The organism is Aliiroseovarius sp. B-4, assembly GCF_056857795.1.
Genome location: NZ_JBSXNV010000039.1, coordinates 294861 through 318212, shown reverse-complemented (window position 1 = coordinate 318212; position 23352 = coordinate 294861). Strand labels below are relative to the sequence as shown.

General features: G+C 59.0%; 27 protein-coding genes. 18 read left to right on the top strand and 9 right to left on the bottom strand.

Annotated features, from left to right (window positions below):
• Positions 1–59 precede the first annotated feature (59 nt).
• Positions 60–509 (bottom strand): CopD family protein, encoded by a 450-nt coding sequence (locus AC13C8_RS12515; protein ID WP_482847603.1) that lies wholly within the window; start codon positions 507–509, stop codon positions 60–62.
• Positions 510–905: 396 nt separating this feature from the next.
• Here AC13C8_RS12515 and AC13C8_RS12510 point away from each other — a divergent pair, with 396 nt between their 5' ends.
• Genes AC13C8_RS12510 through dnaQ form a run of 4 tightly spaced genes read left to right on the top strand, consistent with a single transcriptional unit; the run spans position 906 to position 3658 of the window.
• Positions 906–1505, top strand: coding sequence for a Maf family nucleotide pyrophosphatase (locus AC13C8_RS12510; RefSeq protein ID WP_091427635.1), 600 nt, complete (start codon positions 906–908; stop codon positions 1503–1505).
• Positions 1502–2338: a shikimate dehydrogenase gene (locus AC13C8_RS12505; protein ID WP_091427633.1), complete on the top strand. Its 837-nt coding sequence runs from the start codon at positions 1502–1504 to the stop codon at positions 2336–2338. The genes AC13C8_RS12510 and AC13C8_RS12505 overlap by 4 nt, the downstream gene beginning before the upstream one ends.
• A complete protein-coding gene (gene coaE, locus AC13C8_RS12500) occupies positions 2335–2934 on the top strand; it encodes a dephospho-CoA kinase (RefSeq protein WP_091427632.1) in 600 nt (199 codons plus the stop codon). The genes AC13C8_RS12505 and coaE overlap by 4 nt, the downstream gene beginning before the upstream one ends.
• Positions 2927–3658 carry a DNA polymerase III subunit epsilon gene (gene dnaQ / locus AC13C8_RS12495; RefSeq protein WP_482847601.1) on the top strand — a complete coding sequence of 244 codons (732 nt, stop codon included), beginning with the start codon at positions 2927–2929 and terminating at the stop codon, positions 3656–3658. The genes coaE and dnaQ overlap by 8 nt, the downstream gene beginning before the upstream one ends.
• 15 nt (positions 3659–3673) lie before the next feature.
• On the opposite strand, the gene secB is transcribed toward dnaQ, so the two are convergent.
• The gene (gene secB / locus AC13C8_RS12490) at positions 3674–4165 is read right to left on the bottom strand and encodes a protein-export chaperone SecB (RefSeq protein ID WP_091427628.1); all 492 of its coding nucleotides are present in this window, start codon (positions 4163–4165) and stop codon (positions 3674–3676) included.
• Positions 4166–4268: 103 nt separating this feature from the next.
• Between secB and idi the strand changes: the two genes are divergently transcribed.
• On the top strand, positions 4269–4790 hold the full coding sequence (gene idi, locus AC13C8_RS12485) for an isopentenyl-diphosphate delta-isomerase (protein ID WP_482847600.1): 522 nt from the start codon (positions 4269–4271) through the stop codon (positions 4788–4790).
• Here idi and AC13C8_RS12480 read toward each other — a convergent pair.
• Positions 4770–5279 carry an FxsA family protein gene (locus AC13C8_RS12480; protein WP_482847598.1) on the bottom strand — a complete coding sequence of 170 codons (510 nt, stop codon included), beginning with the start codon at positions 5277–5279 and terminating at the stop codon, positions 4770–4772. The two genes, idi and AC13C8_RS12480, sit on opposite strands and share 21 nt — an antisense overlap.
• Positions 5280–5384: 105 nt before the next feature.
• Here AC13C8_RS12480 and AC13C8_RS12475 point away from each other — a divergent pair, with 105 nt between their 5' ends.
• Genes AC13C8_RS12475 through AC13C8_RS12465 form a run of 3 tightly spaced genes read left to right on the top strand, consistent with a single transcriptional unit; the run spans position 5385 to position 7674 of the window.
• A complete protein-coding gene (locus AC13C8_RS12475) occupies positions 5385–6044 on the top strand; it encodes a Tim44/TimA family putative adaptor protein (protein ID WP_091427622.1) in 660 nt (219 codons plus the stop codon).
• On the top strand, positions 6044–7072 hold the full coding sequence (mltA, locus tag AC13C8_RS12470) for a murein transglycosylase A (protein ID WP_482847874.1): 1029 nt from the start codon (positions 6044–6046) through the stop codon (positions 7070–7072). The genes AC13C8_RS12475 and mltA overlap by 1 nt, the downstream gene beginning before the upstream one ends.
• 2 nt (positions 7073–7074) lie before the next feature.
• Positions 7075–7674 (top strand): Smr/MutS family protein, encoded by a 600-nt coding sequence (locus AC13C8_RS12465; protein ID WP_482847597.1) that lies wholly within the window; start codon positions 7075–7077, stop codon positions 7672–7674.
• Between the two features lie 3 nt (positions 7675–7677).
• Here AC13C8_RS12465 and AC13C8_RS12460 read toward each other — a convergent pair whose 3' ends face one another.
• The 3 genes from AC13C8_RS12460 to hslV are packed head-to-tail and all read right to left on the bottom strand — an operon-like array spanning position 7678 to position 10691.
• Entirely contained in the window at positions 7678–8772 is a 1095-nt protein-coding gene (locus AC13C8_RS12460) for an alpha/beta hydrolase (RefSeq protein ID WP_143064266.1), read from the bottom strand.
• 57 nt (positions 8773–8829) lie between these two features.
• Complete coding sequence (hslU, locus tag AC13C8_RS12455) at positions 8830–10137, bottom strand: ATP-dependent protease ATPase subunit HslU (protein ID WP_091427616.1); 1308 nt, start codon at positions 10135–10137, stop codon at positions 8830–8832.
• Positions 10134–10691 carry an ATP-dependent protease subunit HslV gene (hslV, locus tag AC13C8_RS12450; RefSeq protein ID WP_482847596.1) on the bottom strand — a complete coding sequence of 186 codons (558 nt, stop codon included), beginning with the start codon at positions 10689–10691 and terminating at the stop codon, positions 10134–10136. Before hslV ends, hslU begins: the two co-directional genes overlap by 4 nt.
• Before the next feature lie 97 nt (positions 10692–10788).
• On the opposite strand from hslV, the gene AC13C8_RS12445 reads away from it, so the two are divergent.
• Positions 10789–11709: a hypothetical protein gene (locus AC13C8_RS12445; RefSeq protein ID WP_482847594.1), complete on the top strand. Its 921-nt coding sequence runs from the start codon at positions 10789–10791 to the stop codon at positions 11707–11709.
• A 3-nt stretch (positions 11710–11712) separates the two neighbouring features.
• On the opposite strand, the gene hemH is transcribed toward AC13C8_RS12445, so the two are convergent.
• Both hemH and AC13C8_RS12435 read right to left on the bottom strand, forming a co-directional pair.
• Positions 11713–12747 carry a ferrochelatase gene (gene hemH, locus AC13C8_RS12440; protein WP_482847593.1) on the bottom strand — a complete coding sequence of 345 codons (1035 nt, stop codon included), beginning with the start codon at positions 12745–12747 and terminating at the stop codon, positions 11713–11715.
• A gap of 51 nt (positions 12748–12798) precedes the next feature.
• A complete protein-coding gene (locus AC13C8_RS12435; RefSeq protein ID WP_482847591.1) occupies positions 12799–13632 on the bottom strand; it encodes a methyltransferase domain-containing protein in 834 nt (277 codons plus the stop codon).
• Positions 13633–13662: 30 nt separating this feature from the next.
• Between AC13C8_RS12435 and AC13C8_RS12430 the strand changes: the two genes are divergently transcribed.
• Genes AC13C8_RS12430 through AC13C8_RS12415 form a run of 4 tightly spaced genes read left to right on the top strand, consistent with a single transcriptional unit; the run spans position 13663 to position 15953 of the window.
• Positions 13663–14379 carry a double zinc ribbon domain-containing protein gene (locus tag AC13C8_RS12430; RefSeq protein WP_482847589.1) on the top strand — a complete coding sequence of 239 codons (717 nt, stop codon included), beginning with the start codon at positions 13663–13665 and terminating at the stop codon, positions 14377–14379.
• A gap of 48 nt (positions 14380–14427) precedes the next feature.
• Positions 14428–14685, top strand: a complete 258-nt coding sequence (grxC, locus tag AC13C8_RS12425) for a glutaredoxin 3 (RefSeq protein ID WP_091427607.1) — start codon at positions 14428–14430, stop codon at positions 14683–14685.
• Between the two features lie 3 nt (positions 14686–14688).
• Positions 14689–15507 carry a carbon-nitrogen hydrolase family protein gene (locus tag AC13C8_RS12420; protein ID WP_482847587.1) on the top strand — a complete coding sequence of 273 codons (819 nt, stop codon included), beginning with the start codon at positions 14689–14691 and terminating at the stop codon, positions 15505–15507.
• Entirely contained in the window at positions 15507–15953 is a 447-nt protein-coding gene (locus tag AC13C8_RS12415) for a MarR family winged helix-turn-helix transcriptional regulator (protein ID WP_091427603.1), read from the top strand. Before AC13C8_RS12420 ends, AC13C8_RS12415 begins: the two co-directional genes overlap by 1 nt.
• Positions 15954–16003: 50 nt before the next feature.
• On the opposite strand, the gene ubiG is transcribed toward AC13C8_RS12415, so the two are convergent.
• Complete coding sequence (gene ubiG, locus AC13C8_RS12410) at positions 16004–16756, bottom strand: bifunctional 2-polyprenyl-6-hydroxyphenol methylase/3-demethylubiquinol 3-O-methyltransferase UbiG (protein WP_482847585.1); 753 nt, start codon at positions 16754–16756, stop codon at positions 16004–16006.
• 56 nt (positions 16757–16812) lie between these two features.
• On the opposite strand from ubiG, the gene pip reads away from it, so the two are divergent.
• The 5 genes from pip (at position 16813) to infB (ending at position 23300) form a co-directional block, all read left to right on the top strand.
• Complete coding sequence (pip, locus tag AC13C8_RS12405) at positions 16813–17802, top strand: prolyl aminopeptidase (RefSeq protein ID WP_482847584.1); 990 nt, start codon at positions 16813–16815, stop codon at positions 17800–17802.
• 133 nt (positions 17803–17935) lie between these two features.
• The gene (gene rimP / locus AC13C8_RS12400; protein WP_091431911.1) at positions 17936–18520 is read left to right on the top strand and encodes a ribosome maturation factor RimP; all 585 of its coding nucleotides are present in this window, start codon (positions 17936–17938) and stop codon (positions 18518–18520) included.
• Between the two features lie 4 nt (positions 18521–18524).
• Positions 18525–20141, top strand: a complete 1617-nt coding sequence (gene nusA / locus AC13C8_RS12395; RefSeq protein WP_482847582.1) for a transcription termination factor NusA — start codon at positions 18525–18527, stop codon at positions 20139–20141.
• A 22-nt stretch (positions 20142–20163) separates the two neighbouring features.
• Entirely contained in the window at positions 20164–20802 is a 639-nt protein-coding gene (locus AC13C8_RS12390; RefSeq protein WP_482847580.1) for an RNA-binding protein, read from the top strand.
• On the top strand, positions 20799–23300 hold the full coding sequence (infB, locus tag AC13C8_RS12385) for a translation initiation factor IF-2 (RefSeq protein WP_482847579.1): 2502 nt from the start codon (positions 20799–20801) through the stop codon (positions 23298–23300). Before AC13C8_RS12390 ends, infB begins: the two co-directional genes overlap by 4 nt.
• Positions 23301–23352 lie beyond the last annotated feature (52 nt).

Sequence of the window (23352 nt, the reverse complement as noted above, 5' to 3'; positions counted from 1 at the left end):
TGGCCGGACGGCCCGCGTTGAACGTCACATACGGCGGATTGCTGTGTGAGTCAACGATCTCAGAATTTCAGAACAACCGAGAAGACGATGACCAGCATCAGAACGGTCGGAAACTCGTTCATCAACCGATAGCGCCGACCGGTCAGCGTGTTGGTCCCGGCGACGAAATCCTTTCGCCGCCCGCCAAGCCACATGTGAAACCACGTCATCAGGATAACCGACAGACCCTTGACCCATGGCCAGATCATTGACCAATCGACAATGCCGGGGGTCAACACCAGAAGCAGACCAAACAGCCAGGTGCTTATCATCGACGGGTTCATGATCGCCTTGAGCAGACGACGCTCCATGGTCTGAAACAGGTCATCCGTTTCGTTGCCTGAACCGACGACCTCGGTATGATACACAAACAGGCGTGGCAGATAGAAAAGCCCGGCCATCCATGCAATCACCGACATAATGTGAAGCGATTTCGTCCATGGATAAATATCGGCCAGAAATTCGCCCATTCTTTGCACCCCTGTTTACTTGACCCGGCCCGCCCTTCTTAAATTAATAAAGAAGAAGAAAGAAAGATGATGTTTATGTAGGGGTTGTGAGTAATGGGGATTATTGAGTTGTCCCTGCTTTTATAAACAGGTGGATAACAGGAAATTGGTTTGTGGGAATAACAGTGTAACACATTAATATATCGCGGTAATCTCGATAACACGCTGAGGACAACCGATAGGATAAAAAGATAGGGTGGGCGAAAAACCTCACCTTCGCGAAAACCACTTTCCCCAGTGGAGCAATCCCGAAAACTGTCCTAGGAAAGAGGTGAGTTATCCAGTTGTGTCGTAAGGGACGTGTTATCCGAACTTCCGAACACCGGAACAAACAGAGTTTTTCCACAGGGTTATCACATGGCCACTTCCCTGATCCTGGCATCGGCTTCGGACATTCGGGCGCAATTGCTTCGCAACGCCGAGGTTGAAATCGACGTGCAGCCCGCCCGAATCGACGAAGAAACCATCCGCGCGTCATTGGAAGCAGAGGGCGCAAGCCCACGTGACGTTGCCGACGCGCTGGCCGAATTCAAGGCGCGCAAAATCAGCGAGAAGAATCCGGGTCGTCTGGTTCTTGGATGCGATCAAATTGCCGAACTTGGGGGCGAGGTTCTGTCTAAACCACGGGACGAAGTGGAAGCGAAAGCGCAACTGGCCATGATGTCGGGTCAGACCCATCGCTTGTTGTCAGCAGCCGTTCTGTATCAGGACGGCAAAGCGGTCTGGCGACATGTGGGTGTTGTGCGACTGCGAATGCGAGAGCTGTCGCGCGACTACATTGACAGTTATGTCACCCGCAATTGGAACAGTATTCGCCACGCCGTCGGGGCTTACAAGCTGGAAGAAGAGGGCGTTCGCCTGTTTGCCAAAGTGGATGGCGACTATTTTAATGTTCTGGGTTTGCCGCTGACAGAGCTGCTGTCATACCTGATCTTGCGAGGAGATCTTGAAATATGAGTGAACGACGTATCCCATTGGCTGGCGTGATTGGTGACCCGATTGAGCATTCATTGTCGCCCCGCTTGCATGGGCATTGGCTGCGGACGAATTTGATACCAGGGTTTTATATTCCGATGCGTGTCAGTAACGAAGATTTTGCGCAAGTCATTCGCACGCTTCCAAAGGCGGGGTTTGTCGGTGTGAACGTGACGATACCGCACAAGGAAACGGCGCTGAACATGGCCGATACTGTGACCGATCGTGCCGCGCTGATCGGGGCGGCCAATACACTGATCTTCCGCCCGGACGGAAAGATTTACGCTGATAATACAGACGGTTACGGATTTACCGAAAATTTGCGCCAAGGTGCGCCCGATTGGGCTCCGGAAACAGGCCCGGCAGCCGTGTTTGGCGCCGGTGGCGCTGCCCGTGCCGTTATCGCGTCGCTGATCGAGGTCGGTGTGCCCGAGATCCGTCTGGCCAATCGCACCCGCGCCCGGTCCGACGCACTTCGGGCCGAGTTTGGAAATCGGATCAAGGTGTTCGACTGGTTGCAAGCCGGCAATATGCTCGATGAAGCGACGACGGCTGTGAACACCACGTCACTTGGTATGGTGGGGAAACCCGATTTCCGCGTGCCCTTGGATGGGTTCAACCCCAAAGCTGTGGTCACTGATCTGGTCTATACGCCGCTGCGCACACATTTTCTGGAGGAGGCAGAGAAAGCCGGATGCGCCACCGTAGACGGGCTTGGAATGCTTTTACATCAGGCGGTTCCGGGGTTTGAACGCTGGTTCGGACTACGCCCGGTGGTCGATGATGCGCTGCGCAATGCGGTGCTTGGTCCATGAACGACCCGTTCATCATTGGTCTGACCGGGTCGATTGGCATGGGAAAATCCACAACCGCGGCCATGTTTGCGCAAGAAGGCGTGCCCGTTTGGGATGCCGATGCGGCGGTTCACCGTATCTATGCCCCCGGCGGGGCGGCGGTTGAACCACTGCGCGCGATCTGCCCAGAGGCAATCGTTGCCGGGGCAGTGGACAGGGGTGTGTTGAAAGACTGGATCGGCAGGGATTCAGCGGCACTGAAACGGATCGAAGCCGTGGTCCATCCGCTGGTCGCAGAGGATCGGGCCGACTTCATTGCCAATGCCGAAGCTCCGATTGTGGTGCTTGATATTCCCCTGCTTTTCGAAACCGGCACGGATGCGCAGGTGGACCTTGTCGTTGCTGCCTCGGCTCCAGTTGATGTGCAGCGGGAGCGGGTTCTGGCGCGCAGCACCATGACCGAGGAACAGTTCAAAGCAATCCTTGCAAAACAGATGCCGGATGCTGAAAAACGAAAGCGCGCGGATGTGGTGATCCCGACGGACACACTGGAAGACGCGCGCGCCGCCGTGAAAGCGGTGGTCGCCCAGGTGAAGGAGCGTTTGTCCCATGCGTGAGATTGTGCTGGATACGGAAACCACGGGGTTTGACCCGGATGGCGGCGACCGGATCGTCGAAATCGGGTGTCTTGAGCTTTATAACCACATGCCAACCGGTAAGACCTTTCACCAATATATCAACCCGGAGCGGGACATGCCGGAAGAGGCGTTTGGCGTCCACGGGATCGGCCCTGATTTGCTTCTGACCCCCCGCGCGGCGCAGGCGGGCGAGGTGACGTTGAAAGATAAACCGGTATTCAAAACGGTCGGTCAGGCTTTCCTCGATTTCATTGGCGACGCCCGGTTGGTCATCCACAATGCCAGCTTTGACATGAAGTTCCTGAATGCCGAGCTGAAATGGATGGATCTGCCCGCGATCCCATGGGAACAGGCCACCGACACGCTGGTCATCGCGCGCAAGAAGTTTCCCGGTGCGCCGGCGTCGCTGGATGCGCTGTGTCGCCGGTTCGGCATCGACAATTCATCCCGAACCCTGCACGGCGCGCTGTTGGACAGTGAAATTCTGGCCGAGGTGTATCTGGAACTGATCGGCGGTCGGCAGCCTGATCTTGTGCTGGCCCCTGATCAGGATGCCTCGGCAGGGCCGGGCGCTGCTGGCGCATGGCGCGCGACACAACGCCCGACGCCCCTATCATCAAGGATTACAAAAGAAGAAGCCGTCGCCCATGAAGCTTTCGTCGAAAAGCTGGGCGACGGCGCTGTCTGGAAAACCTATCGCTAGGTTAGATGGTCCGGATCAGTTGACCTTTGCACCGCCCTGTTCGGCAGCCACACGTCGTTCGATCTCGTGGCGATACAGCGCAAGGAAATCAACGGTATCCAGGTTCAGAGATGGGAAGCCGCCATCGCGGGTCACGTCGGCAACGATGCGACGCACGAAGGGGAACAACATGCGCGGGCATTCGATCATCAGGAACGGGTGCATCTGATCTTCCGGCACGTTTTCGACCTGAAAGATACCGGCATATTCCAACTCCATCAGGAACAACTGCTCGCCGCCGTTCTTGTTTTTCGACCCGATTGTATATTTCGAGATCACTTCGAACTGGTTGTCCGCCGGACGCTTCTTGGCATCCAGCGCGACTTCAACATTGATGTCGGGCTGAACTTCGCCCTGCACGCCCTTCTGGGCCAGAATGTTTTCAAACGAGAGGTCGCGGATGAACTGGCCAAGAACCTGCATCTTGGGCTGAACGGGGGGGGTTTGTGCTTTGGCTTCCTCGGCCATGATCTTCTCCTTCGGGAAAAACTGTTGGCATGTGCTTATCACCTTGCCCCGGCACCCTCAACAAAGGGTTTTACCGCGCTCGGTTTGGCGGTATCTGGGCGCTATGACTGATATGATCCCCGCCTGGATAGACGGCACCCTTACCCCGGTTGAAAAGCTGCACGCCCATGTCGAAGGCATGAAACACAAGGCCGTGTCGGTGTTTTTGTTTCACGCGGACAAGGTATTGATCCAGCAGCGTGCGGCGGGCAAATATCATACGCCGAACAAATGGGCGAACACTTGTTGCACCCACCCCCATTGGAACGAAGACCCGCGAGATTGTGCCATCCGGCGGCTGGAGGAAGAACTGGGGATCACGGGGGTTCACCCCAAATGGGTCGAGCGGCTGGAATATCGCGCCGACGTTGGCGGCGGGCTGATCGAACACGAGGTCGTCGACATGTTCGTTATCCACACCGATGAAACACCGGGCATCACGCTGAATCCGTCAGAAGTGCAAGCGGTGCAGTGGCTTGACCGGGCGACACTGGAACAGAAGATCGCCGCGACGCCTGATGCCTTCACGCCCTGGCTGAAAATTTACATGTCCAAGCACGCAAGCTCAGTGTTTGGTCCAGCCTGAGGGGCCCTCCACGCCCGGATGTGTCGGGCGTTTCTTTTCTGGCGTCACATCGGTGAAATCGCCGTCAATCACATCATCCTCGGGGTGATGTGGACGTCGTGGGCCTTGTTGTGGACCGTCTTGCCCCATTGTGAAGGTCCGAACCTGAATGCGCGATCGCGCCCAGTTGTAAACCGCGCGGCGCACAGCAGGGATCAGCAGCGCAAACCCCACGACGTCGGTAAAGAATCCGGGCGTCAGCAGAAGCGCACCAGAGAACAGGATCATCGCGCCATGGGCCAATGGTTCGGTCGGATCGTTCAGTTGACCAAAACTTTCACGCAGTTGTGACAGCGCCAAAGCCCCCTGCGCGCGCATCAACTGGGTGCCAACAACAGCAGTCAAAACAACGATCGCAAGCGTTGGCCACAGGCCGATTGCCCCCCCAACCTGAATGAACAGGGCGATCTCGATCAGTGGAACGGCGATGAACAGCGCAAAAAGCCACATAAGGCAGGCCTCCTTTTCGTTTCGAACGGTGGACTTGGCCCCGCTCAGCACCTACATATGTCTCCGGTTGACGCGTTTCCATATCGCGCTTGAAAAGAGGTATAAATGAGCTCATCCCTGATCCAGCTTCTGGTGCTTGCCGGAATTGCCCTGTTTCTGATTTTACGCCTGCGCGATGTGCTTGGGACGCGTGAAGGATTCGAAAAGCCCGTGGTGACGCGAAACGATGATCGCCGCCTTGGCCGTGACCAGCTTGAAGTGATCCAAGGCGGTCCCGACAGCGACATCACCGACCACGTTCCCGAAGGCAGTTCGGCCGCGCAAGCACTGGCCGCGATGAAGGGTGCCGAACCGTCGTTCAACGTCAGCGAGTTTCTGGGCGGTGCACGTGGTGCGTACGAGATGATCCTGATGGGGTTCGAAGCCGGAGATCTGGCCCAGATCAAGCCCTTCCTGGCCGACGATGTGTATGAGACCTTCGCCTCGGTCATAGAGGCGCGTGAAAAGAAAGGCCTGTCGGTCGACGCCAATTTCGTTGGTCTGCGAGAGCTGAAACTTGTCGACGCTGAATTCAACCCCGACACAAACGAAGGCGAAGTGTCTGTGCGGTTTATCGGCGAACTGACTTCGGTCGTGCGCGACAAGGGCGGCGACATTATCGAAGGCAACCCCAACGAAGTGAAACGCCAGAAAGACGTCTGGACCTTTGCGCGGGTCATGGGGTCTGACAACCCGAACTGGCAGCTTGTCGCCACAGGTGGATGATGTTTCGGGGGCTGGCACTTGCGCTGGCCCTTTTGGGCACGCCCGCATCGGCGGATCTGGATGACGCCGACATCACAATTCTTTCGTTTGATGATCTTGATGGTTGGGACCGCGACAACCATCAAGAGGCGCTGGGAGTGTTCCTGGACACCTGTCACGACCTGGATGATGCGCAATGGCGACCCATCTGCGCCCTTGCCGCCCAACAGGATGATGGCAAAACCTTCTTCGAACTTTTCTTTCGCCCCGTCCTGATCCGCGACGGAAACGACCCGTTGTTCACCGCCTATTACGAACCCGAGATCCGCGGATCACGCACGCAATCGCCGCGCTATCGCTATCCGGTGTATCGAAAGCCGCCAGAACTGACATCGGGCGATGTCTGGCTGTCGCGGCGCGAGATCGAGGAGGGCGGCGCGCTTGAGGGTCGCGGGCTAGAGATCGCCTGGGTCGAAGACCCGGTTGAGCTTCAGTTTCTGCAAATTCAGGGCTCTGGACGCATTCGACTGGCCGAAGGGGGCACCATTCGGTTGGGGTATGGGGGGTCGAACGGGCACAACCTCATGTCGTTAGGCAATGAATTGGTCCGACAGGGTGTCTATAACGAACATCAGGTCTCGCAACGGGTCATTCAGAATTGGGTGAAACGCAATCCCGAGGCGGGGCGTGAACTTCTGTTGTCCAACCCGTCCTATGTGTTCTTCCGTGTGATCGGGAAAGTGGCGACAGATCGCGGACCGCTAGGAGCGATGAACCGTTCGATCACGGCGCATCGATCGGTGGCGGTGGATCCCGAATATACGGCATTGGGCGCGCCTGTCTGGTTAGAGAAGAAAGGCAAAGAGCCTTTTAATCGCCTTATGGTCGCGCAGGATACCGGGTCTCGGGTCAAAGGCGCACAGCGTGCAGACATATTCTGGGGCACGGGTGAGCGCGCGGGGCGTCTGGCAGGACAGATTCGCGATGAAGGCCGCATGGTGGTTCTGCTGCCGATCCAGCGCGCCTTTGCCATCCTGCCCGAGGAATAGGAATGGCCCGCCGCCCCAGACATCTGAGCGCCGAGGACAGGGCGTTGTGGAAAAAGGTGACGGACAGCACCGAGCGGATGCACGCGGCGACCCGCCCGCTGACCGAGCTTCCCACCACAAAGCCCGCGCCAGCGTCACGGAAGCCGCATCCAAAATCCAGACCTCCGGCGTTTCAGATTGGGCAGCGCGCCCAGCCAAACGCCCAGCCCCATAATCTTGCCCCGTCTCTGTCCAACAGTGTCGCCAGCCAGCCGGTGTCGATGGATCGCAAGATTTTCGGCAAGATGAAAAAGGGGCGTCTGTCGCCAGAAGCGCGGATTGATCTGCATGGCATGACCATTGCGCAGGCCCATCCCGTGCTGGTGCGGTTCATCCTAGATGCTGCTGCTGCCGATCGACGGTTGGTTCTGGTGATCACCGGGAAAGGGAAGCATCGCGACGATGGCGGGCCGATTCCCGTACGCCATGGTGTGTTGCGCCATCAGGTGCCACATTGGCTGAACACCATGCCGCTGAAACAATATGTGCTTCAAATATCCGAAGCGCATCTGAAACACGGTGGGCAAGGGGCGTATTACGTCTATCTGCGCCGACGACGCTAACCGCTATTGCGTGATGGGCGTAACGATCAGCCGCGTTGCGTTCTGAACCACCAGAACCGTGCCAGGAATAAGCCCAACGCGCGTTGACGGATCGCCGCCATATGCCGTGCCAAGGTCTGGCACGCGCTGTAGCAGGCGCAAGAAGGATGGCGAAGCCAAGGCGGTCGCGTGGTCGATCTTGCCATCGCTGAACGCCGAAATATCAACCATCGTCACGTCAAGTTCGGCCAGCTTCTGAACGTCGGTTGTGTTGCCCAAACGCGCGGTTTGTCCTGTCAGGCCGGCAGACAGGCGCAGCGCGATGTCACGGGTCGAGGTAAAGATATAAAACGGCTGCGGCAGTTCACCGATCCGGTCGGCCTGCGCGCGGAAAACGTCAATATCGATGTCGGGCGATATCAGGATGACGCCACTGATTTTACGCAATCCGTTTTGACCGTCGGCAATGGTCATCTGGCGCATGGTCTCCATGGCCAGCAGCGCACCCATTGAATGCCCAACCAACAGGATCTCGTCCGCACCGGATGCGGCAACCGCGCGGATCGTTGCCTCAAGCCCGTCGCGCGCGATCAACATCGAATCGCGGTCATACCCATACCCCAGCGGATGCCCGGCGCTGGGCCAAGAGTAATGAACCGGAAGGAATGGCAGATCCAAATCCTCGGATATCTGCGCAAACCGATACAGGCCTTCTGCGAAATTGTTGTTGAAGCCATGCACGAAAATGATCGCTGTGCGCTGTTCGGCCCGCCGATGAGCAAGCTCGCCGCGAAGCGCGGTGCGGAAATCGCCCTCTGTCGTCAGGGGCAGGAAACTGTCCAGCAGGAAGTGCCTGGCCGGATCAGGTGTCTTGCGCCGTGGCCATTCGATGCTGCCCGGCTCGCGCTCGGGCGGGACCGAGACGTTGTATTGCCCGAAAATCAACTCGCGACTGCGACCGCCGCTTGGAAAGCCCTGGGCGTCCATCTCGCGCGTGGTGCCCACATAGATACGTTGCAGGTCGCCAGTGTCGGCCGCCCCCTGGAACAAAGTGATTTTCCCGCGCGGCGCGCAGGAGGCAAGCATCAAGATAAGGACAAGGTGATGAACAATACGCACGCGTCGCTCCCCGGGTTCCGCTATTGGATACCCGAGGATTTGGCGTCTGCATAGACATCAAAGCATGTAGCGGCTCACATCTGTGGCGGTCATCAATTCACCGAGGTTCTGATCCACGAAAGCCTTGTCGACGACGATCTTGTCGCCCGCCCGATCCGGGGCGGTAAAGCTCAGCTCCTCGAACACACGCTCAAGCACAGTGTAAAGCCGCCGCGCGCCGATATTTTCAACGCTTTGATTGACCTCTGCCGCAATCCGCGCCAGTGCGGCGATGCCGTTTTCCGTGAATTCAACCGTCACCTGTTCTGTGTTCATCAGCGCCGTATATTGCCGCGTCAGCGCATTGTCGGTTTCGGTCAGAATGCGCACGAAATCCTCTTCCGTCAGCGCACGCAGCTCGACCCGAATGGGCAGGCGGCCTTGAAGCTCTGGCAAAAGGTCCGATGGCTTGGCCACGTGAAATGCGCCCGAGGCGATGAACAGGATATGGTCGGTTTTCACCGGTCCATGCTTGGTCGACACCGTTGTGCCTTCGATCAGGGGCAACAGATCGCGTTGCACGCCCTCGCGGCTGACATCGGCGCCTCGTGCATCGGCGCGAGCGCAAACCTTGTCGATCTCGTCCAGAAAAACGATACCGTTCTGTTCGACAGATTCCAGCGCAGCACGGGTCACGGTTTCATCGTCCAGCAGCTTGTCGGCCTCGTCCGAGATCAGAATGTCATAACTGTCACGCACCGTCATTTTCTTTTTCACCGTGCGCTGACCGAAGGCTTTGCCGAACATGTCACCAAGGTTCAGCATACCCATACCCTGCCCCGGCTGGCCGGGCACATCGAGCATTTGCATGGGGTTTGAACTGTCGGCGATCTCCAATTCGACCTCGTGGTCGTCCAGCTCGCCCGAGTGCAGCTTCTTGCGAAACATCTCTCGCGTGCTGTCGCGGGCATCGGTGCCGGCGATGGCTTCGATCACCCGCTCTTCCGCAGCGGCTTCGGCGCGGGCTTTCACATCCTCGCGCATGTGCTCGCGCGTTTGCATGATCGCGGCGTCCACCAGATCGCGCACGATCTGTTCGACATCACGTCCGACATATCCGACCTCGGTGAACTTTGTTGCTTCAACCTTGATAAACGGCGCGCGGGCGAGCTTGGCCAGCCGGCGGCTGATCTCGGTCTTGCCGACGCCGGTGGGACCGATCATCAGGATGTTCTTGGGATATACTTCGTCGCGCAAATCGTCGGTCAGCTGCTTGCGCCGCCAACGGTTGCGCAGCGCCACAGCCACCGCGCGCTTGGCGTCTTTTTGCCCGATGATATAGCGATCCAGCTCGCTGACGATTTCGCGGGGGGTCAGGTCGGTCATGCGCCGATCTCCTCGACTGTAAGGTTGCCGTTGGTATAAACACAGATGTCTGCGGCAATCGCCATCGCCTTACGCGCCACGGCTTCGGCATCCAGATCGGTTTCCATCAGGCCCCGTGCGGCGGCGAGCGCGAAGTTGCCGCCCGACCCAATTGCGGCCACGTCATGTTCGGGTTCCAGCACGTCGCCCGCGCCTGTGATCACCAAAAGCTCTTTACCGTCAGTGACGATCAGCATGGCTTCGAGCTTTTGCAGATATTTGTCCGTCCGCCAGTCTTTCGCCAACTCAACAGATGCGCGCGCCAACTGCCCCGGGGTTGCTTCCAGCTTCTTTTCCAGACGCTCCAGCAGGGTGAAAGCATCCGCGGTGGACCCGGCGAACCCCGCCACCACGTCAAACCCGCCGGGTGACAGCTTGCGCACCTTGCGCGCCGTGCCCTTGATGACCGTTTGACCAAGGCTGACCTGTCCGTCGCCTGCTATCACCACTTTACCGCCCCTGCGCACACCAATGATTGTAGTGCCGTGCCATCCGGGAAAATCCGTATCTGCCATGTCGCCTCCGTTAATCTTCACCCTATATGGACGTGGGTGACAGGCCAGACAAGCACCCCGGCTTGTTCTTGTCAGGATCGGGGGCTAGCGTGCAGACATGCCGGTCGCAAAAATCCTACGCGTCTATCTTGACCCCGAGCCGTTACAGCGCGCGCGGCAGGGCAAGTTCAACTTTGTGAACAAGATTGCATTGGTGCTGGAGAAGCGCGGGTTTCGGGTCGAGTATCGCAAGAATAGTGACTTGGAGCGTTTGGCGTCTGCCGCCCGCAACGGCTATTCCCTGTTTCTGATGGATGATCCGCTGCACGCCAACGCGCTGACCATGCGGCGCAGCTATTTCTATCCGTTCTGGCGGATTGAAGCCTCGTCCAAACGGTGGGAGTTCGAGGTTGCAAAAAAGACGTTCGATCCGTCCGAGGTCGACCCCGACACGGCAAAAGCCTGGGCAGACAAGTGGCGCAGATGGTTGTTCCAGGGGGCTGCGTCACATGTGACCAAAGATGGTCCCATATATGTGCCATTGCAGGGCCGGCTGCTGAGCCATCGTAGCTTTCAGGCCGTCAGCCCAATCGAGATGGTTGAGCAGGTTGCGACCCGGTTCCCCGACATACCCGTGCTGGTCGGGCTACATCCGTCCGAGGCTTACACTCAAGCTGAAAACGAGGCTCTTGAAGCACTACGCGCGCGTCAGTCAAACTTGGCTGTCACGACCGGAGAGATGAAGCAGGCGCTGACCGCATGCCGGTTTGTCGTGTCACAAAATTCATCCGCCGCATTGTTTGGATACTTCTTTGCCAAGCCCACCGTGCTGTTTGGACGGATAGATTTCCACCATATCGCCGCCAATGTGCATGATTTGGGCGTGCAAGAAGCGTTCGATGCGGTCCAGACCATAACACCGGAATTCGATCGCTATCTTTACTGGTTCACGATGCTGAACGCGATCCGCGCCGATGCAGAGGATTGCGAGGGTCAGATCTTGCGCACCTTGCGAAAACGCGGTTGGCAGGTGGATTAGACACTATTCAAGCCAGCCTGCCAGATTGCGTTCAGCCACACCCAGCAGCGCTGCGATGTGGGCGTCGTCATCGTTCAGGCAGGGGATATAGGTGAAACTTTCGCCGCCTGCCTCGACAAAGGCCTCCTGAATCTCTTCCTGAATTTCCTCAAGTGTTTCTATGCAATCGGCCGAAAACGCGGGCGCGATCACGGCGATGTTCTTCTTGCCGCTCTCGGCCAGGCGCGCGACCTCTTTTACCGTGTAAGGCTTCAGCCATTCCTCAGGCCCAAAAACCGACTGGAAAGTGGTGGTGATGTCGTCGTCGCCCCAACCCAACCGCTCTTTCAACAGGCGGGTGCTTTTCTGGCATTGGCAGTGATACGGATCACCCTGCTGCAAATAGCGTTCGGGCATTCCGTGGTAGGATACGACCAGCAGGTCGGGCTTCTTCTTTATCGCCGTATAGCCGCGTTCGACCGACCGGGCCAGCGCGTCGATATAGGCCGGGTCGTCGAAATAGGGTTCTATGGTGCGGCTGGCAGGTTGCCATGGCTCGTCCATCAGGGCGCGGAAAAACTGGTCGTTCGCGGTGCCCATCGTTGCCCCCGCATATTGTGGATAAAGCGGAAAGAACAAGATGCGATCACAGCCAGCCGCGACCATGTCCCGCACCTTGGATTTGGTGGATGGGTTGCCGTAGCGCATACAGAAATCTGTGACTATTTCCGCACCAAAGCGCTTTTCCAACCCTTCGCGTAGCTTGGTGACTTGCTGCTTGGTGATTGTCATCAAGGGGCTTTCACCCAGATCCTCGTTCCAGATCGACTTGTACGCTTCGCCCGATGAAAAAGGCCGCTTGGTCAGGATGATGCCTTGCAAAATGGGCTGCCACTTCCACGCGGGATAGTCGATCACCCGCTTGTCGGACAGAAACTCGCTCAGATAGCGGCGCATGGACCAGTAGTCATAGCCATCTGGTGTGCCCAGATTGGCGAACAGAACGCCAACCTTGCGGGCGGGCAATGAGGGGTGGTCGGCTGGCTTTTTCATGGTCATATCTACGCTCCGTTTCGCACCTTGGATCAATCGCGGGCTGGGGGAATGGTGTCAATCGGACAATTTGGTCTCATCCGTGCCCAACGCTTCAGCCAGGCGCGCCGCAGCAGATCCGGGACGCAGGGGTTTGGGCTGGCTGTCATCGGGTGCCCAGCCGGTCAAAAACACCAGATCGAAGCTCGCGGTGATGCGGCCACCGCCCGCTGGGAAATGTTTGGCATAGCGGTTATTCACAGCGGACAGAAACGTGCGGGAGAGCGGCGTATTCAGTCTCTGATCCAGCGCATTTCGTTCGCCCATCAAGCGTAGATCGCGGATCAGCGCAGTGGCGTTTTCATAAGAGACTTCGCGCAGATCGCTGTCAGCCACCGGCAACGCGAAGCCCGCCCGCTGCAACAGCGCGCCAAGGTCGCGGATCTCTCCCATCGGCAGGATGCGAGGCGACAAGCCGCCGGTCATCTCGATCTCGATCTCGGCCAGAACGGCGCGCAACTCGGCCAGGGTTTGACCACCGAACAGCACACCGACGAACAGCCCGTCCGGCACCAACGCCCGCTTTGCCTGTATCAATTGCCCAACCGGATCATTCGCCCAGTGCAGAGACAGCCCGTGGATCACCAGATCATGTGCGCCGACCTCAAGGTTAAGCGTGTCGTCATCCGCAACGATTTTCGCCTTTGGGAACGCGTGCGCCCAGATATCGGCGAAACCTGTAACGACGGCGGGTTTGGTAAACGTTCTGTTAACCTCTGTCAGGCGATCCTTCACCTCGCCTGCGGCAAGGGTTTGCAGAAACAGCCCGTCAGGCGCGGCGCGACGGCGATTGCGGGCCAGCTGCGTGCGATCGGTCAGGCGCGGGGGCGTGTTTGGGTCGGTCTGTGTCATGGACGCGGACCATAGAAGGAAGGCAAGAAAATGCAATCGGTGCTTGGCGTTCTGTATCCCCCGCAATGCATCAGTTGTGATGCGCCGACAGACGCGGATTTCGCACTCTGCGGCGCGTGCTGGCGCGAGACCCCGTTTATCGAGGGGCTTGCCTGCGATCTTTGTGGCGACCCTTTGCCCGGAGAAGATGAAGGGACGCCGATCCATTGCGATGCCTGCCTCGCCGTGAAACGACCCTGGAAACAGGGTCGGGCCGCGATGATATACGACGGTAACGCTCGACGGCTGGTTCTGGCGCTTAAACATGGCGACCGGCCAGAGCTTGCCCGCGCCGCCGCCCCCTGGCTGGCCCGTGCCGCCGCCCCATTGATTTGCCGCGAAACCCTGATCGTGCCGATGCCGATCCACTGGTCGCGTCTGCTGCGCCGACGGTATAACCAATCGGCCGAGCTTGCCCGGTTTCTGGCAAAGACGTCAGGCCTCGCGCATATACCTGATGCCTTGCAGCGGCCAAAGCGAACACGCCCCCATGATGGCATGGATGTCGATACACGCTTCGAAAACATGCGGGGGGCAATTCGCCCTCGCCCAAAGAAGAGCGGCTCGCTTGAGGGGCGTCGCGTGTTGCTCGTGGATGATGTGATGACCTCGGGCGCCAGTTTCGATGCCGCCACACGGGCCTGTCTTGCGGCCGGTGCGGATCACGTAAATGTGCTGGCCCTTGCCCGCGTGACGCGGGGCGCATAGGTTTCGGACGTTCTGGCCGCCTTGGCCTGTCACGACGCGGAGCCTTTCATGCAGCCTGTCACCATCTATTCCTCGCAGCTTTGTGGGTATTGTCACGCCGCAAAGCGTCTTTTGAACAGCAAGGGCGTGTCGTTTGACGAGATCGACGTGGTGATGAGCCCGGACAAGCGGCAGGAAATGATGCAGCGTGCGAACGGGCGTCACACGGTGCCGCAGATCTTCATCGGCGACACCCATGTTGGTGGGTACGACGATCTGGCCGCCTTGGAGCGCGGTGGCAAGCTTGACCTTTTACTGGCGGATTAGAGTATGAAAACGGCACTGATCCAGTTTACCGCAGGTGAAGACCCCGAAGCCAACCTGAAGACCGTGCGCCGCATGGTCCGTGACGCCGCCGAGGCTGGGGCTACGTTCATTTTGACCCCTGAGGTCAGTAATATCCTGTCGGTCAGTCGCCGCCACCAACAAGCGGTGTTGCACCACGAAGCCGACGACCCGTTCCTAAGCGCGATACAGGCGGATGCTGCCGCGCTGGGCGTCTGGCTGCTGATCGGGTCGCTGGCGCTCAAGACCGGTGACGCTGACGGGCGGTTTGCCAACCGGTCCTTCCTGATTACGCCAGAAGGCAAGATCGCCGCCCGCTATGACAAGATCCACATGTTCGATGTCGAGATCGACGAGACCGAGTCCTATCGCGAAAGCGCGGCCTATCGTCCGGGCGGCAAAGCGGTTGTGGCGGACACCCCGTTCGGCAAGCTCGGTATGACGATCTGTTATGACATGCGCTTTCCGCACCTCTATCGTAAACTCGCCAAAGCGGGCGCAACGATCATCACCACGCCCGCCGCCTTTTCGCCCGTGACGGGCAAGGCGCATTGGGAAAGCCTGTTGCGCGCCCGTGCAATTGAAAACGGAGTGTTTGTTCTGGCCCCTGCGCAATGCGGGCAGAACGGGCCGACGCGTGCCACACACGGGCATTCGCTGGTTGTCTCGCCCTGGGGCGAGGTATTGGCAGATGGCGGGGACACGCCGGGCATCACAATGGTTGATCTTGACCTTGCGGACGTGAGAAGGTCGCGCCGACGCGTGCCGTCGCTTGACCATGATCGCGAAATTGAAGGCCCCTGATGTCAGAAAGCTCGGTTGATACCCTTTCGGTCGCCCTGTTCAGTGAAATGTTCATGGCCGATCAACTGGCGCGCAACCGCTTGTCCAAGGCGTTGCCGAAAGGGATGGAGCTGAGCCATTTTTCCGTGCTGAATCATTTGGCCCGCCTGAACGACGAAAAAAGCCCGGCGCAATTGGCGAAGGCGTTTCACGTGACGCGGGGCGCCATGACCAACACGCTGAACAAGCTCGAATGGGCCGGACACGTGCATATCCGGCCGGATTGGGACGATGCGCGGCGCAAGTTCGTGACGATCTCACCCTCTGGTCGGGCAGCGCGCGACGCGGCGTTGCAGGCAATCACACCGATCATCGGCAACATGGTCACGAAAATCGGTCCGGACAAGGTGCGCAACGTCCTGCCTGTCTTGCGCGAGATGCGCCAGATTCTGAGCGATATGGAGTGAGGTTCGTTGAATTTGCGACCGACCTGATGGTGCAGATTTTGACCGCCGCGCTAGTTTGTCGACTTCACGCTGGTCATCGCGTAGTTCACCGACAGATCGCGGTCCGAGATTGACCAGCTCCACCCCAGCGGATTGAACACCATGCCCTTGCGGTCAACCTCGGTCAGGCCTGCCTTGACGATCAGATCGGCCAGCTCCTCCGGGGTGATGAATTTCGACCATTCATGCGTGCCCTTGGGCAACCAACGCATGACATGTTCGGCCCCCACAATGGCGACCATGAAACTTTTCGGATTGCGATTGATGGTCGAGGCCACCATCAGCCCGCCGGGCTTCAACAGTCTCTGACAGGCGGTCAGATAGGCCAGCGGGTCGGCGACGTGTTCCACCACCTCCATATTCAGAACCACGTCGAACTGTTCACCTGCGTCGGCCAAGGCTTCGGCGGTGGTGTGGCGATAATCAATGTCGAGACCCATCTGTTCGGCATGAACCTGTGCAACCGGAATGTTGCCTGCCGCCGCGTCTGCACCGACAACCTCGGCCCCCAGCCGCGCCATGGGTTCGGACAGCAACCCGCCACCACAACCGATGTCCAGCAGGCGCAGACCCTTGAGCGGTTCAACCTCGACCAGATCACGCCCGAACTCTGCGGCAATCTGGTTGGTGATATAATCCAGACGCACAGGGTTCATCATGTGCAATGGCTTGAACTTGCCGGTCGGATCCCACCACTCGGCGGCCATGGCTTCGAACTTGGCAACTTCGGCAGGGTCAACGGTAGTCTGGGCGTCAGTGCTCATCTCGTGCGTCTTTCTTTCTGATAGCGGGCGCGGCCCGACCAATATATAGATGACATATGGACAAGGCCGCGGGAAAAAACAACGCCACTGCAAGGCTTCATCCCCCGATCGACCCGTTTGATCGGCGCATGTTGGATGTGGGCGATGGGCATCGCATCTATGTCGAGCAAAGCGGAAATCCGCATGGCATCCCCGTCGTGGTGTTCCATGGCGGGCCGGGGGGTGGGTCGTCACCCGCGATGCGCCGGTTCTTCGATCCTGATGATTACCGTATTATCCTGTTTGATCAGCGCGGCTGCGGGCGCTCGCGCCCCCATGCCAGTATCGAGGCCAACACCACATGGCATCTGGTGCAGGACATCGAACATATCCGGTTGACCCTTGGCGTTGATCGCTGGGTCGTGTTCGGCGGCAGTTGGGGGGCGACGCTGGCGCTGATCTATGCGCAAACGCACCCGTCCCGTGTGGCGTGGCTGGTTCTGCGCGGTGTCTTTCTGGCCACGCAGGCGGAATTGACCTGGTTTTATGGCGGTGGGGCGGGCCGGTTCTGGCCCGAATTGTGGGAACGTTTCGAAAGCCTGATTCCCGAGGACGAGCGCCACGACATGATCGCCGCTTATAACCGGCGCCTGTTTTCCGGCAATCCGGGCGAAGAGGCGCGCTTTGCCAAGGCTTGGACCGGGTGGGAAAATGCGCTGGCCTCGATCAACAACACTGGGACGATGATTGACAGCCCGGCGGATTACGCCCGCGCCTTTGCGCGGCTGGAAAACCACTATTTCACCCATGGCGCGTTTCTTGAGACGGATGGCCAGATTCTGCGGGATATGCCGAAGATTGCTCATATTCCCGGCACCATCGTGCAGGGTCGCCACGACATGATTTGCCCCCCGACAACCGCTTATCGGCTGCACCAACGCTGGCCATCTTCTGACCTGCGGATGATCCATATGGCGGGCCATGCACTGTCCGAGCGCGGCATCGCCGACGAGTTGATCCGCACGATGGAAAAACTGGCCCGGCAGCGCGATACGTTGGGGGCGTAGCAGACTCGGCTTGCATCCCGCCGATAACTGACCTATATCCCCTTTCAACAGCGGCGCTTCGGCCTCCACCCCCGAAGCTCCACCGGAAATTCCGACGGGCCCGCTGGCCCGTTTTTTTGTTTTGGAGATGCGTGTGAGCAACCTTGTTGCCAAAGCAGCCATAGACCGGCGTCTTGCCGAGATCGTCCAGCCCGTGATCGAAGGGATGGGGTTTGAACTTGTGCGTCTGCGCCTGATGGGCGGCAATACGCCCACATTGCAGATCATGGCCGAACGCCCCGATGGTGGGATCGAAGTCGACCAGTGCGCCGAGATTTCGACCGCCGTCAGCGCGGTTCTGGATGTCGAGGACCCGATTGACGATAACTATACGCTTGAAGTCGGCTCGCCCGGCATTGACCGCCCCCTGACCCGCCTGAAAGATTTCGCGGACTGGAGCGGTTACATTGCCAAGATCGAAACATCCGAGCTGATCGACGGCCGCAAGCGCTTCAAGGGCGAATTGGCGGGTGTCGATGGCAATGACGTGCTGATCGAGATCGAGAATAAAGGTGAAACAGTCACCATTGGGCTTGATTTTGATTGGCTGTCAGAGGCCAAGCTGGTCCTGACAGATGACCTTATTCGCCAAGTTCTGAACCAGCGTAAAGACACGGGTCAGATCGACGAAACGCAATTTGACGAAATTCAAGAAATCACCGGTTCCGAGGAGGACTGAACCCATGGCAATTACTTCTGCAAACCAGTTGGAGCTGCTCCAGACCGCCGAGGCTGTCGCGCGCGAAAAGATGATCGACCCGGCGCTGGTGATCGAAGCGATGGAAGAAAGCCTGGCACGCGCCGCCAAGTCGCGGTATGGCGCGGAAATGGACATTCGCGTGGCAATCGACCGCAAGACGGGCCGCGCCACTTTCACCCGCGTGCGCACCGTGGTCGAGGATGACGAGCTTGAGAATTATCAGGCCGAGTTCACCGTCGATCAGGCCAGGCAATACATGGACGACCCCAAGGTTGGTGACACATTCGTGGAAGAAGTGCCGCCGGTTGAAATGGGTCGAATTGCCGCCCAATCCGCCAAGCAGGTGATCTTGCAGAAGGTCCGCGAAGCCGAGCGGGATCGCCAGTATGAAGAATTCAAGGACCGCGCCGGCACGATCATCAATGGTCAGGTCAAACGCGAAGAATATGGCAATGTCATCGTTGACGTGGGCACTGGCGAAGCCATCCTGCGCCGGAACGAGAAGATCGGCCGCGAAGCCTATCGCCCGAATGATCGCATCCGCTGCTACATCAAGGATGTCCGCCGCGAAGCCCGTGGCCCGCAGATTTTCCTGAGCCGCACCGCGCCCGAGTTCATGGCCGAGCTGTTCAAGATGGAAGTGCCCGAAATCTATGACGGTATCATCGAGATCAAGGCGGTAGCCCGTGACCCCGGTTCGCGCGCGAAGATCGCTGTGATCTCGTATGACAGCTCGATCGACCCGGTGGGTGCCTGTGTCGGTATGCGCGGTTCGCGCGTGCAAGCCGTCGTGAACGAGCTTCAGGGCGAGAAAATCGACATCATTCCGTGGAACGAAGATCAGCCGACCTTCCTTGTGAACGCGCTTCAGCCTGCTGAGGTTTCGAAGGTTGTTCTGGACGAAGAAGCCGGCAAGATCGAAGTTGTCGTTCCCGACGAGCAATTGTCGCTGGCCATTGGCCGTCGCGGTCAGAACGTGCGTCTGGCCTCGCAGTTGACGGGTCTGGACATCGACATCATGACCGAGGCCGAGGAAAGCGAACGTCGTCAGGCCGAGTTCGCCGAACGCACCAAGCTGTTCATGGACACGCTGGATCTGGACGAATTCTTCGCACAGCTTCTTGTGTCCGAGGGATTTGCAAACCTCGAAGAGGTTGCTTATGTGGAGCTTGATGAGCTGCTGGTGATCGACGGTGTCGACGCCGCGACGGCAGAAGAGCTTCAAGCCCGCGCCCGCGACTATCTGGAAGCACAGAATGCCAAGGCGCTGGAAAACGCCCGCGCGCTGGGCGTCGAAGACAGCCTGGTTGCCTTCGAAGGCCTGACCCCGCAGATGATCGAAGCGCTGGCCGAAGATGGCGTGAAATCGCTGGAAGACTTTGCCACCTGCGCCGACTGGGAACTGGCCGGTGGCTGGACCACGGTTGATGGCGAGCGGACAAAGGACGATGGTTCGCTTGAAAAATTCGGCATCACGCTGGAACAGGCGCAAGACATGGTGATGACGGCCCGCATCCTGTTGGGTTGGGTCGATCCCGCCGATCTCGTGACCGAAGAGGAAGCCGACGAAGACGACGCAACCGAGGAGGCCGAGGCCTGATCTCAGGCCTCGGGGGCGGCGCATGACGCGCGGTGGTCAAAACAAGGGGCCGGAAGAGCCGGAACGGCGCTGTATCGCGACCGGAGAAACCCAGCCCAAGGCCGGGTTGATCCGATTTGTCGTCGGGCCGGATGGGTCGATTGTGCCGGACCTGCTTGGCAAACTGCCCGGTCGTGGGATTTGGGTGTCTGCTGACCGTGCTGCGCTGACAAAGGCCGCCAACAAGGGATTGTTTTCCCGCGCGGCCAAACAGCAAGTGACCGTGCCCGGTGATTTGCTGCCGATGCTTGAAAAGGCGCTGGCGGCACGCGTGGTCCACCTGATCAGCCTTGCGCGGAAAGCGGGGGGTGCGGTCGCCGGGTTTGAAAAGGTGAAAGACTGGCTTGTTAAGGAGCAAGCGGCGGTCTTGATCCAGGCGTCGGATGGGTCCGAGAGGGGCAAGTCGAAGCTCCGCCCACCGCCCGGCCGCGACCGGTTCTTTACCTGCCTGACGGCGGATGAGCTGGGAATGGCCTTCGGGCGTGAAAATGTGATACATGGCGCGCTTGCGTCTGGTGGTTTGGCATCCCGTGTTGTAGAGGAAGCCAAGAAACTACAAGCGATGCGCGTGCAAGATAGCGACGGTGGCAACGGTCACCGGAAAGGTACGAAGACCAGATGAGCGATAATGACGGCAAAAAAACCCTGGGACTGCGCGGCGGATCACGCCCCGGTCAGGTAAAGCAAAGCTTTAGCCACGGGCGGACGAAGAACGTCGTGGTCGAAACGAAACGCAAGCGCGTTGTCGTGCCCAAGCCGGGTGCGGCTTCGGGTGCTGGTGCGACCTCTCCTGCGGCGGGCGATCCAAAGAAACGCCCCGCCGGCATTTCGGATGCCGAGCTGGAGCGCCGGATGAAAGCCTTGCAGGCCGCCAAGGCCCGCGAGACGGAAGAAGCCGAAGCCCGCGCCGCCGAGGAAAAGGCGCGCGAGGAAGAACGCAATCGCCGCCGCGAAGAGGCTGAGGCCAAAGAACGCGAAGAGCGTGAACGCGAAGAAGCCCTGAAAGCGAAGGCTGAAGAGGAAGATCGCAAGAAGCGCGATGCCGAAGAAGCCAAGAAGAGTGTCAAGCAACCGGCGCCTGCCGCTGATCCTGCCGCCGCCCAAGCTGCTGAACAGCGTGGCGCCGGGAAAGCAGCATCAGGCCCGCGCAAGAAAGATGACCGTGGCGGAGCCGCGGATCGTCAGAACCGCAACACCAAAGGTGCGGCGCGCGACGATGGCCGTCGTTCAGGCAAGCTGACGCTGAACCAGGCCCTGCGCGGTGGTGGCGATCGTCACCGCTCGGTCGCCTCGATGCGCCGCAAGCAGGAACGCGCGCGTCAGAAAGCGATGGGCGAACAGGTCGATCGCGAAAAGATCATTCGTGACGTGCAGCTGCCGGAAGCCATCGTGGTGTCCGAGCTTGCCGTTCGCATGGCCGAGCGCGTGGCGGATGTCGTCAAGTCGCTGATGAACATGGGCATGATGGTCACGCAGAACCAATCCATTGATGCAGACACCGCCGAACTGATTATCGAGGAGTTTGGCCACAAGGTCGTACGCGTGTCGGATGCCGATGTTGAGGACGTGATCGATCAGGTCGAAGACAAGGAAGAAGACCTTGTCGATCGTCCGCCGGTCATCACCATCATGGGTCACGTTGACCACGGTAAAACCTCGCTTCTGGATGCGATTCGGAACGCAAAGGTGACGGCTGGTGAAGCAGGCGGAATCACCCAGCATATCGGGGCCTATCAGGTCAAAACCGATAGCGGCGCGGTGCTGTCCTTCCTTGATACGCCCGGCCACGCGGCGTTTACGTCGATGCGTGCCCGTGGGGCGCAGGTCACGGATATCGTGGTTCTGGTTGTGGCTGCCGATGATGCGGTGATGCCGCAGACCATCGAAGCGATCAACCACGCCAAGGCGGCCAAAGTGCCGATGATCGTCGCCATCAACAAATGTGACAAACCCGCGGCAAACCCCGATCAGGTGCGCGCCGAGCTTTTGCAACATGAAGTGATTGTCGAAAAGATGTCGGGCGACGTGCAGGATGTCGAGGTGTCGGCCATCACCGGTCAGGGGCTGGATGAACTGCTGGAAGCCATCGCGCTTCAGGCCGAGATACTTGAGCTGAAAGCCAACCCGAACCGTGCCGCATCCGGTGCTGTGATCGAAGCGCAGCTTGACGTGGGTCGCGGACCTGTGGCCACCGTTCTGGTGCAGAACGGCACGCTGAAACAGGGTGACATCTTCGTTGTGGGCGAACAATACGGCAAGGTCCGTGCGCTGGTGAACGATCAGGGTGATCGTGTGTCGGAAGCCGGGCCTTCTGTCCCGGTAGAGGTGCTTGGCCTGAACGGCACACCCGAAGCGGGCGATGTTCTGAACGTTGTGGATACCGAAGCGCAGGCCCGCGAAATCGCTGAATATCGCGAGCAGGCCGCCAAGGACAAGCGTGCAGCAGCAGGTGCCGCGACCACGCTGGAGCAGATGATGGCAAAGGCGAAGGCCGACGAAGATGTCGCCGAGCTGCCCATTCTGGTCAAAGCCGACGTTCAAGGGTCCGCCGAAGCCATCGTTCAGGCGATGGAGAAAATCGGCAACGACGAAGTGCGCGTACGCGTGCTGCATTATGGTGTTGGCGCGATCACGGAATCCGACATCGGTCTGGCCGAAGCGTCGGGTGCGCCTGTGATTGGTTTCAACGTCCGTGCGAACGCATCGGCGCGTAATTCGGCCAACCAGAAGGGCGTCGAGATCCGCTATTACTCGATCATCTATGATCTGGTGGATGATGTGAAAGCGGCGGCGTCGGGTCTGTTGTCCGCCGAAGTGCGTGAAAACTTCATCGGCTATGCCGAGATTCGTGAAGTCTTCAAAGTGTCAGGCGTTGGCAAGGTTGCCGGCTGTCTTGTCACCGAAGGCGTCGCGCGCCGCTCGGCTGGTGTGCGCTTGCTGCGGGACAACGTGGTGATCCACGAAGGCACGTTGAAGACACTGAAACGCTTCAAGGACGAAGTGAAAGAGGTGCAGTCAGGTCAGGAATGCGGGATGGCGTTCGAGAATTATGACGACATCCGACCCAATGACGTGATCGAGATCTTCGAACGTGAAGAAGTCGAACGCTCGCTGGATTAACACCCAGCGCCGGGATGCAAAAAAGGGGACGGTCTGACCGTCCCCTTATTCG

Coding starts and splice junctions, on each gene's coding strand:
- coaE (WP_091427632.1), top strand. CDS start 2,335: ATGAACGACCCGTTCATCATTGGTCTGACCGGGTCGATTGGCATGGGA.
- AC13C8_RS12415 (WP_091427603.1), top strand. CDS start 15,507: ATGTCAGAAAGCTCGGTTGATACCCTTTCGGTCGCCCTGTTCAGTGAA.
- hemH (WP_482847593.1), bottom strand. CDS start 12,747: ATGACCATGAAAAAGCCAGCCGACCACCCCTCATTGCCCGCCCGCAAG.
- secB (WP_091427628.1), bottom strand. CDS start 4,165: ATGGCCGAGGAAGCCAAAGCACAAACCCCCCCCGTTCAGCCCAAGATG.
- AC13C8_RS12475 (WP_091427622.1), top strand. CDS start 5,385: ATGAGCTCATCCCTGATCCAGCTTCTGGTGCTTGCCGGAATTGCCCTG.
- AC13C8_RS12515 (WP_482847603.1), bottom strand. CDS start 509: ATGGGCGAATTTCTGGCCGATATTTATCCATGGACGAAATCGCTTCAC.
- AC13C8_RS12445 (WP_482847594.1), top strand. CDS start 10,789: ATGCCGGTCGCAAAAATCCTACGCGTCTATCTTGACCCCGAGCCGTTA.
- pip (WP_482847584.1), top strand. CDS start 16,813: ATGGACAAGGCCGCGGGAAAAAACAACGCCACTGCAAGGCTTCATCCC.
- hslV (WP_482847596.1), bottom strand. CDS start 10,691: ATGGCAGATACGGATTTTCCCGGATGGCACGGCACTACAATCATTGGT.
- infB (WP_482847579.1), top strand. CDS start 20,799: ATGAGCGATAATGACGGCAAAAAAACCCTGGGACTGCGCGGCGGATCA.
- idi (WP_482847600.1), top strand. CDS start 4,269: ATGACTGATATGATCCCCGCCTGGATAGACGGCACCCTTACCCCGGTT.
- dnaQ (WP_482847601.1), top strand. CDS start 2,927: ATGCGTGAGATTGTGCTGGATACGGAAACCACGGGGTTTGACCCGGAT.
- AC13C8_RS12390 (WP_482847580.1), top strand. CDS start 20,164: ATGACGCGCGGTGGTCAAAACAAGGGGCCGGAAGAGCCGGAACGGCGC.
- hslU (WP_091427616.1), bottom strand. CDS start 10,137: ATGACCGACCTGACCCCCCGCGAAATCGTCAGCGAGCTGGATCGCTAT.
- grxC (WP_091427607.1), top strand. CDS start 14,428: ATGCAGCCTGTCACCATCTATTCCTCGCAGCTTTGTGGGTATTGTCAC.
- ubiG (WP_482847585.1), bottom strand. CDS start 16,756: ATGAGCACTGACGCCCAGACTACCGTTGACCCTGCCGAAGTTGCCAAG.
- AC13C8_RS12505 (WP_091427633.1), top strand. CDS start 1,502: ATGAGTGAACGACGTATCCCATTGGCTGGCGTGATTGGTGACCCGATT.
- AC13C8_RS12480 (WP_482847598.1), bottom strand. CDS start 5,279: ATGTGGCTTTTTGCGCTGTTCATCGCCGTTCCACTGATCGAGATCGCC.
- AC13C8_RS12420 (WP_482847587.1), top strand. CDS start 14,689: ATGAAAACGGCACTGATCCAGTTTACCGCAGGTGAAGACCCCGAAGCC.
- AC13C8_RS12430 (WP_482847589.1), top strand. CDS start 13,663: ATGCAATCGGTGCTTGGCGTTCTGTATCCCCCGCAATGCATCAGTTGT.
- nusA (WP_482847582.1), top strand. CDS start 18,525: ATGGCAATTACTTCTGCAAACCAGTTGGAGCTGCTCCAGACCGCCGAG.
- mltA (WP_482847874.1), top strand. CDS start 6,044: ATGTTTCGGGGGCTGGCACTTGCGCTGGCCCTTTTGGGCACGCCCGCA.
- AC13C8_RS12510 (WP_091427635.1), top strand. CDS start 906: ATGGCCACTTCCCTGATCCTGGCATCGGCTTCGGACATTCGGGCGCAA.
- AC13C8_RS12435 (WP_482847591.1), bottom strand. CDS start 13,632: ATGACACAGACCGACCCAAACACGCCCCCGCGCCTGACCGATCGCACG.
- AC13C8_RS12465 (WP_482847597.1), top strand. CDS start 7,075: ATGGCCCGCCGCCCCAGACATCTGAGCGCCGAGGACAGGGCGTTGTGG.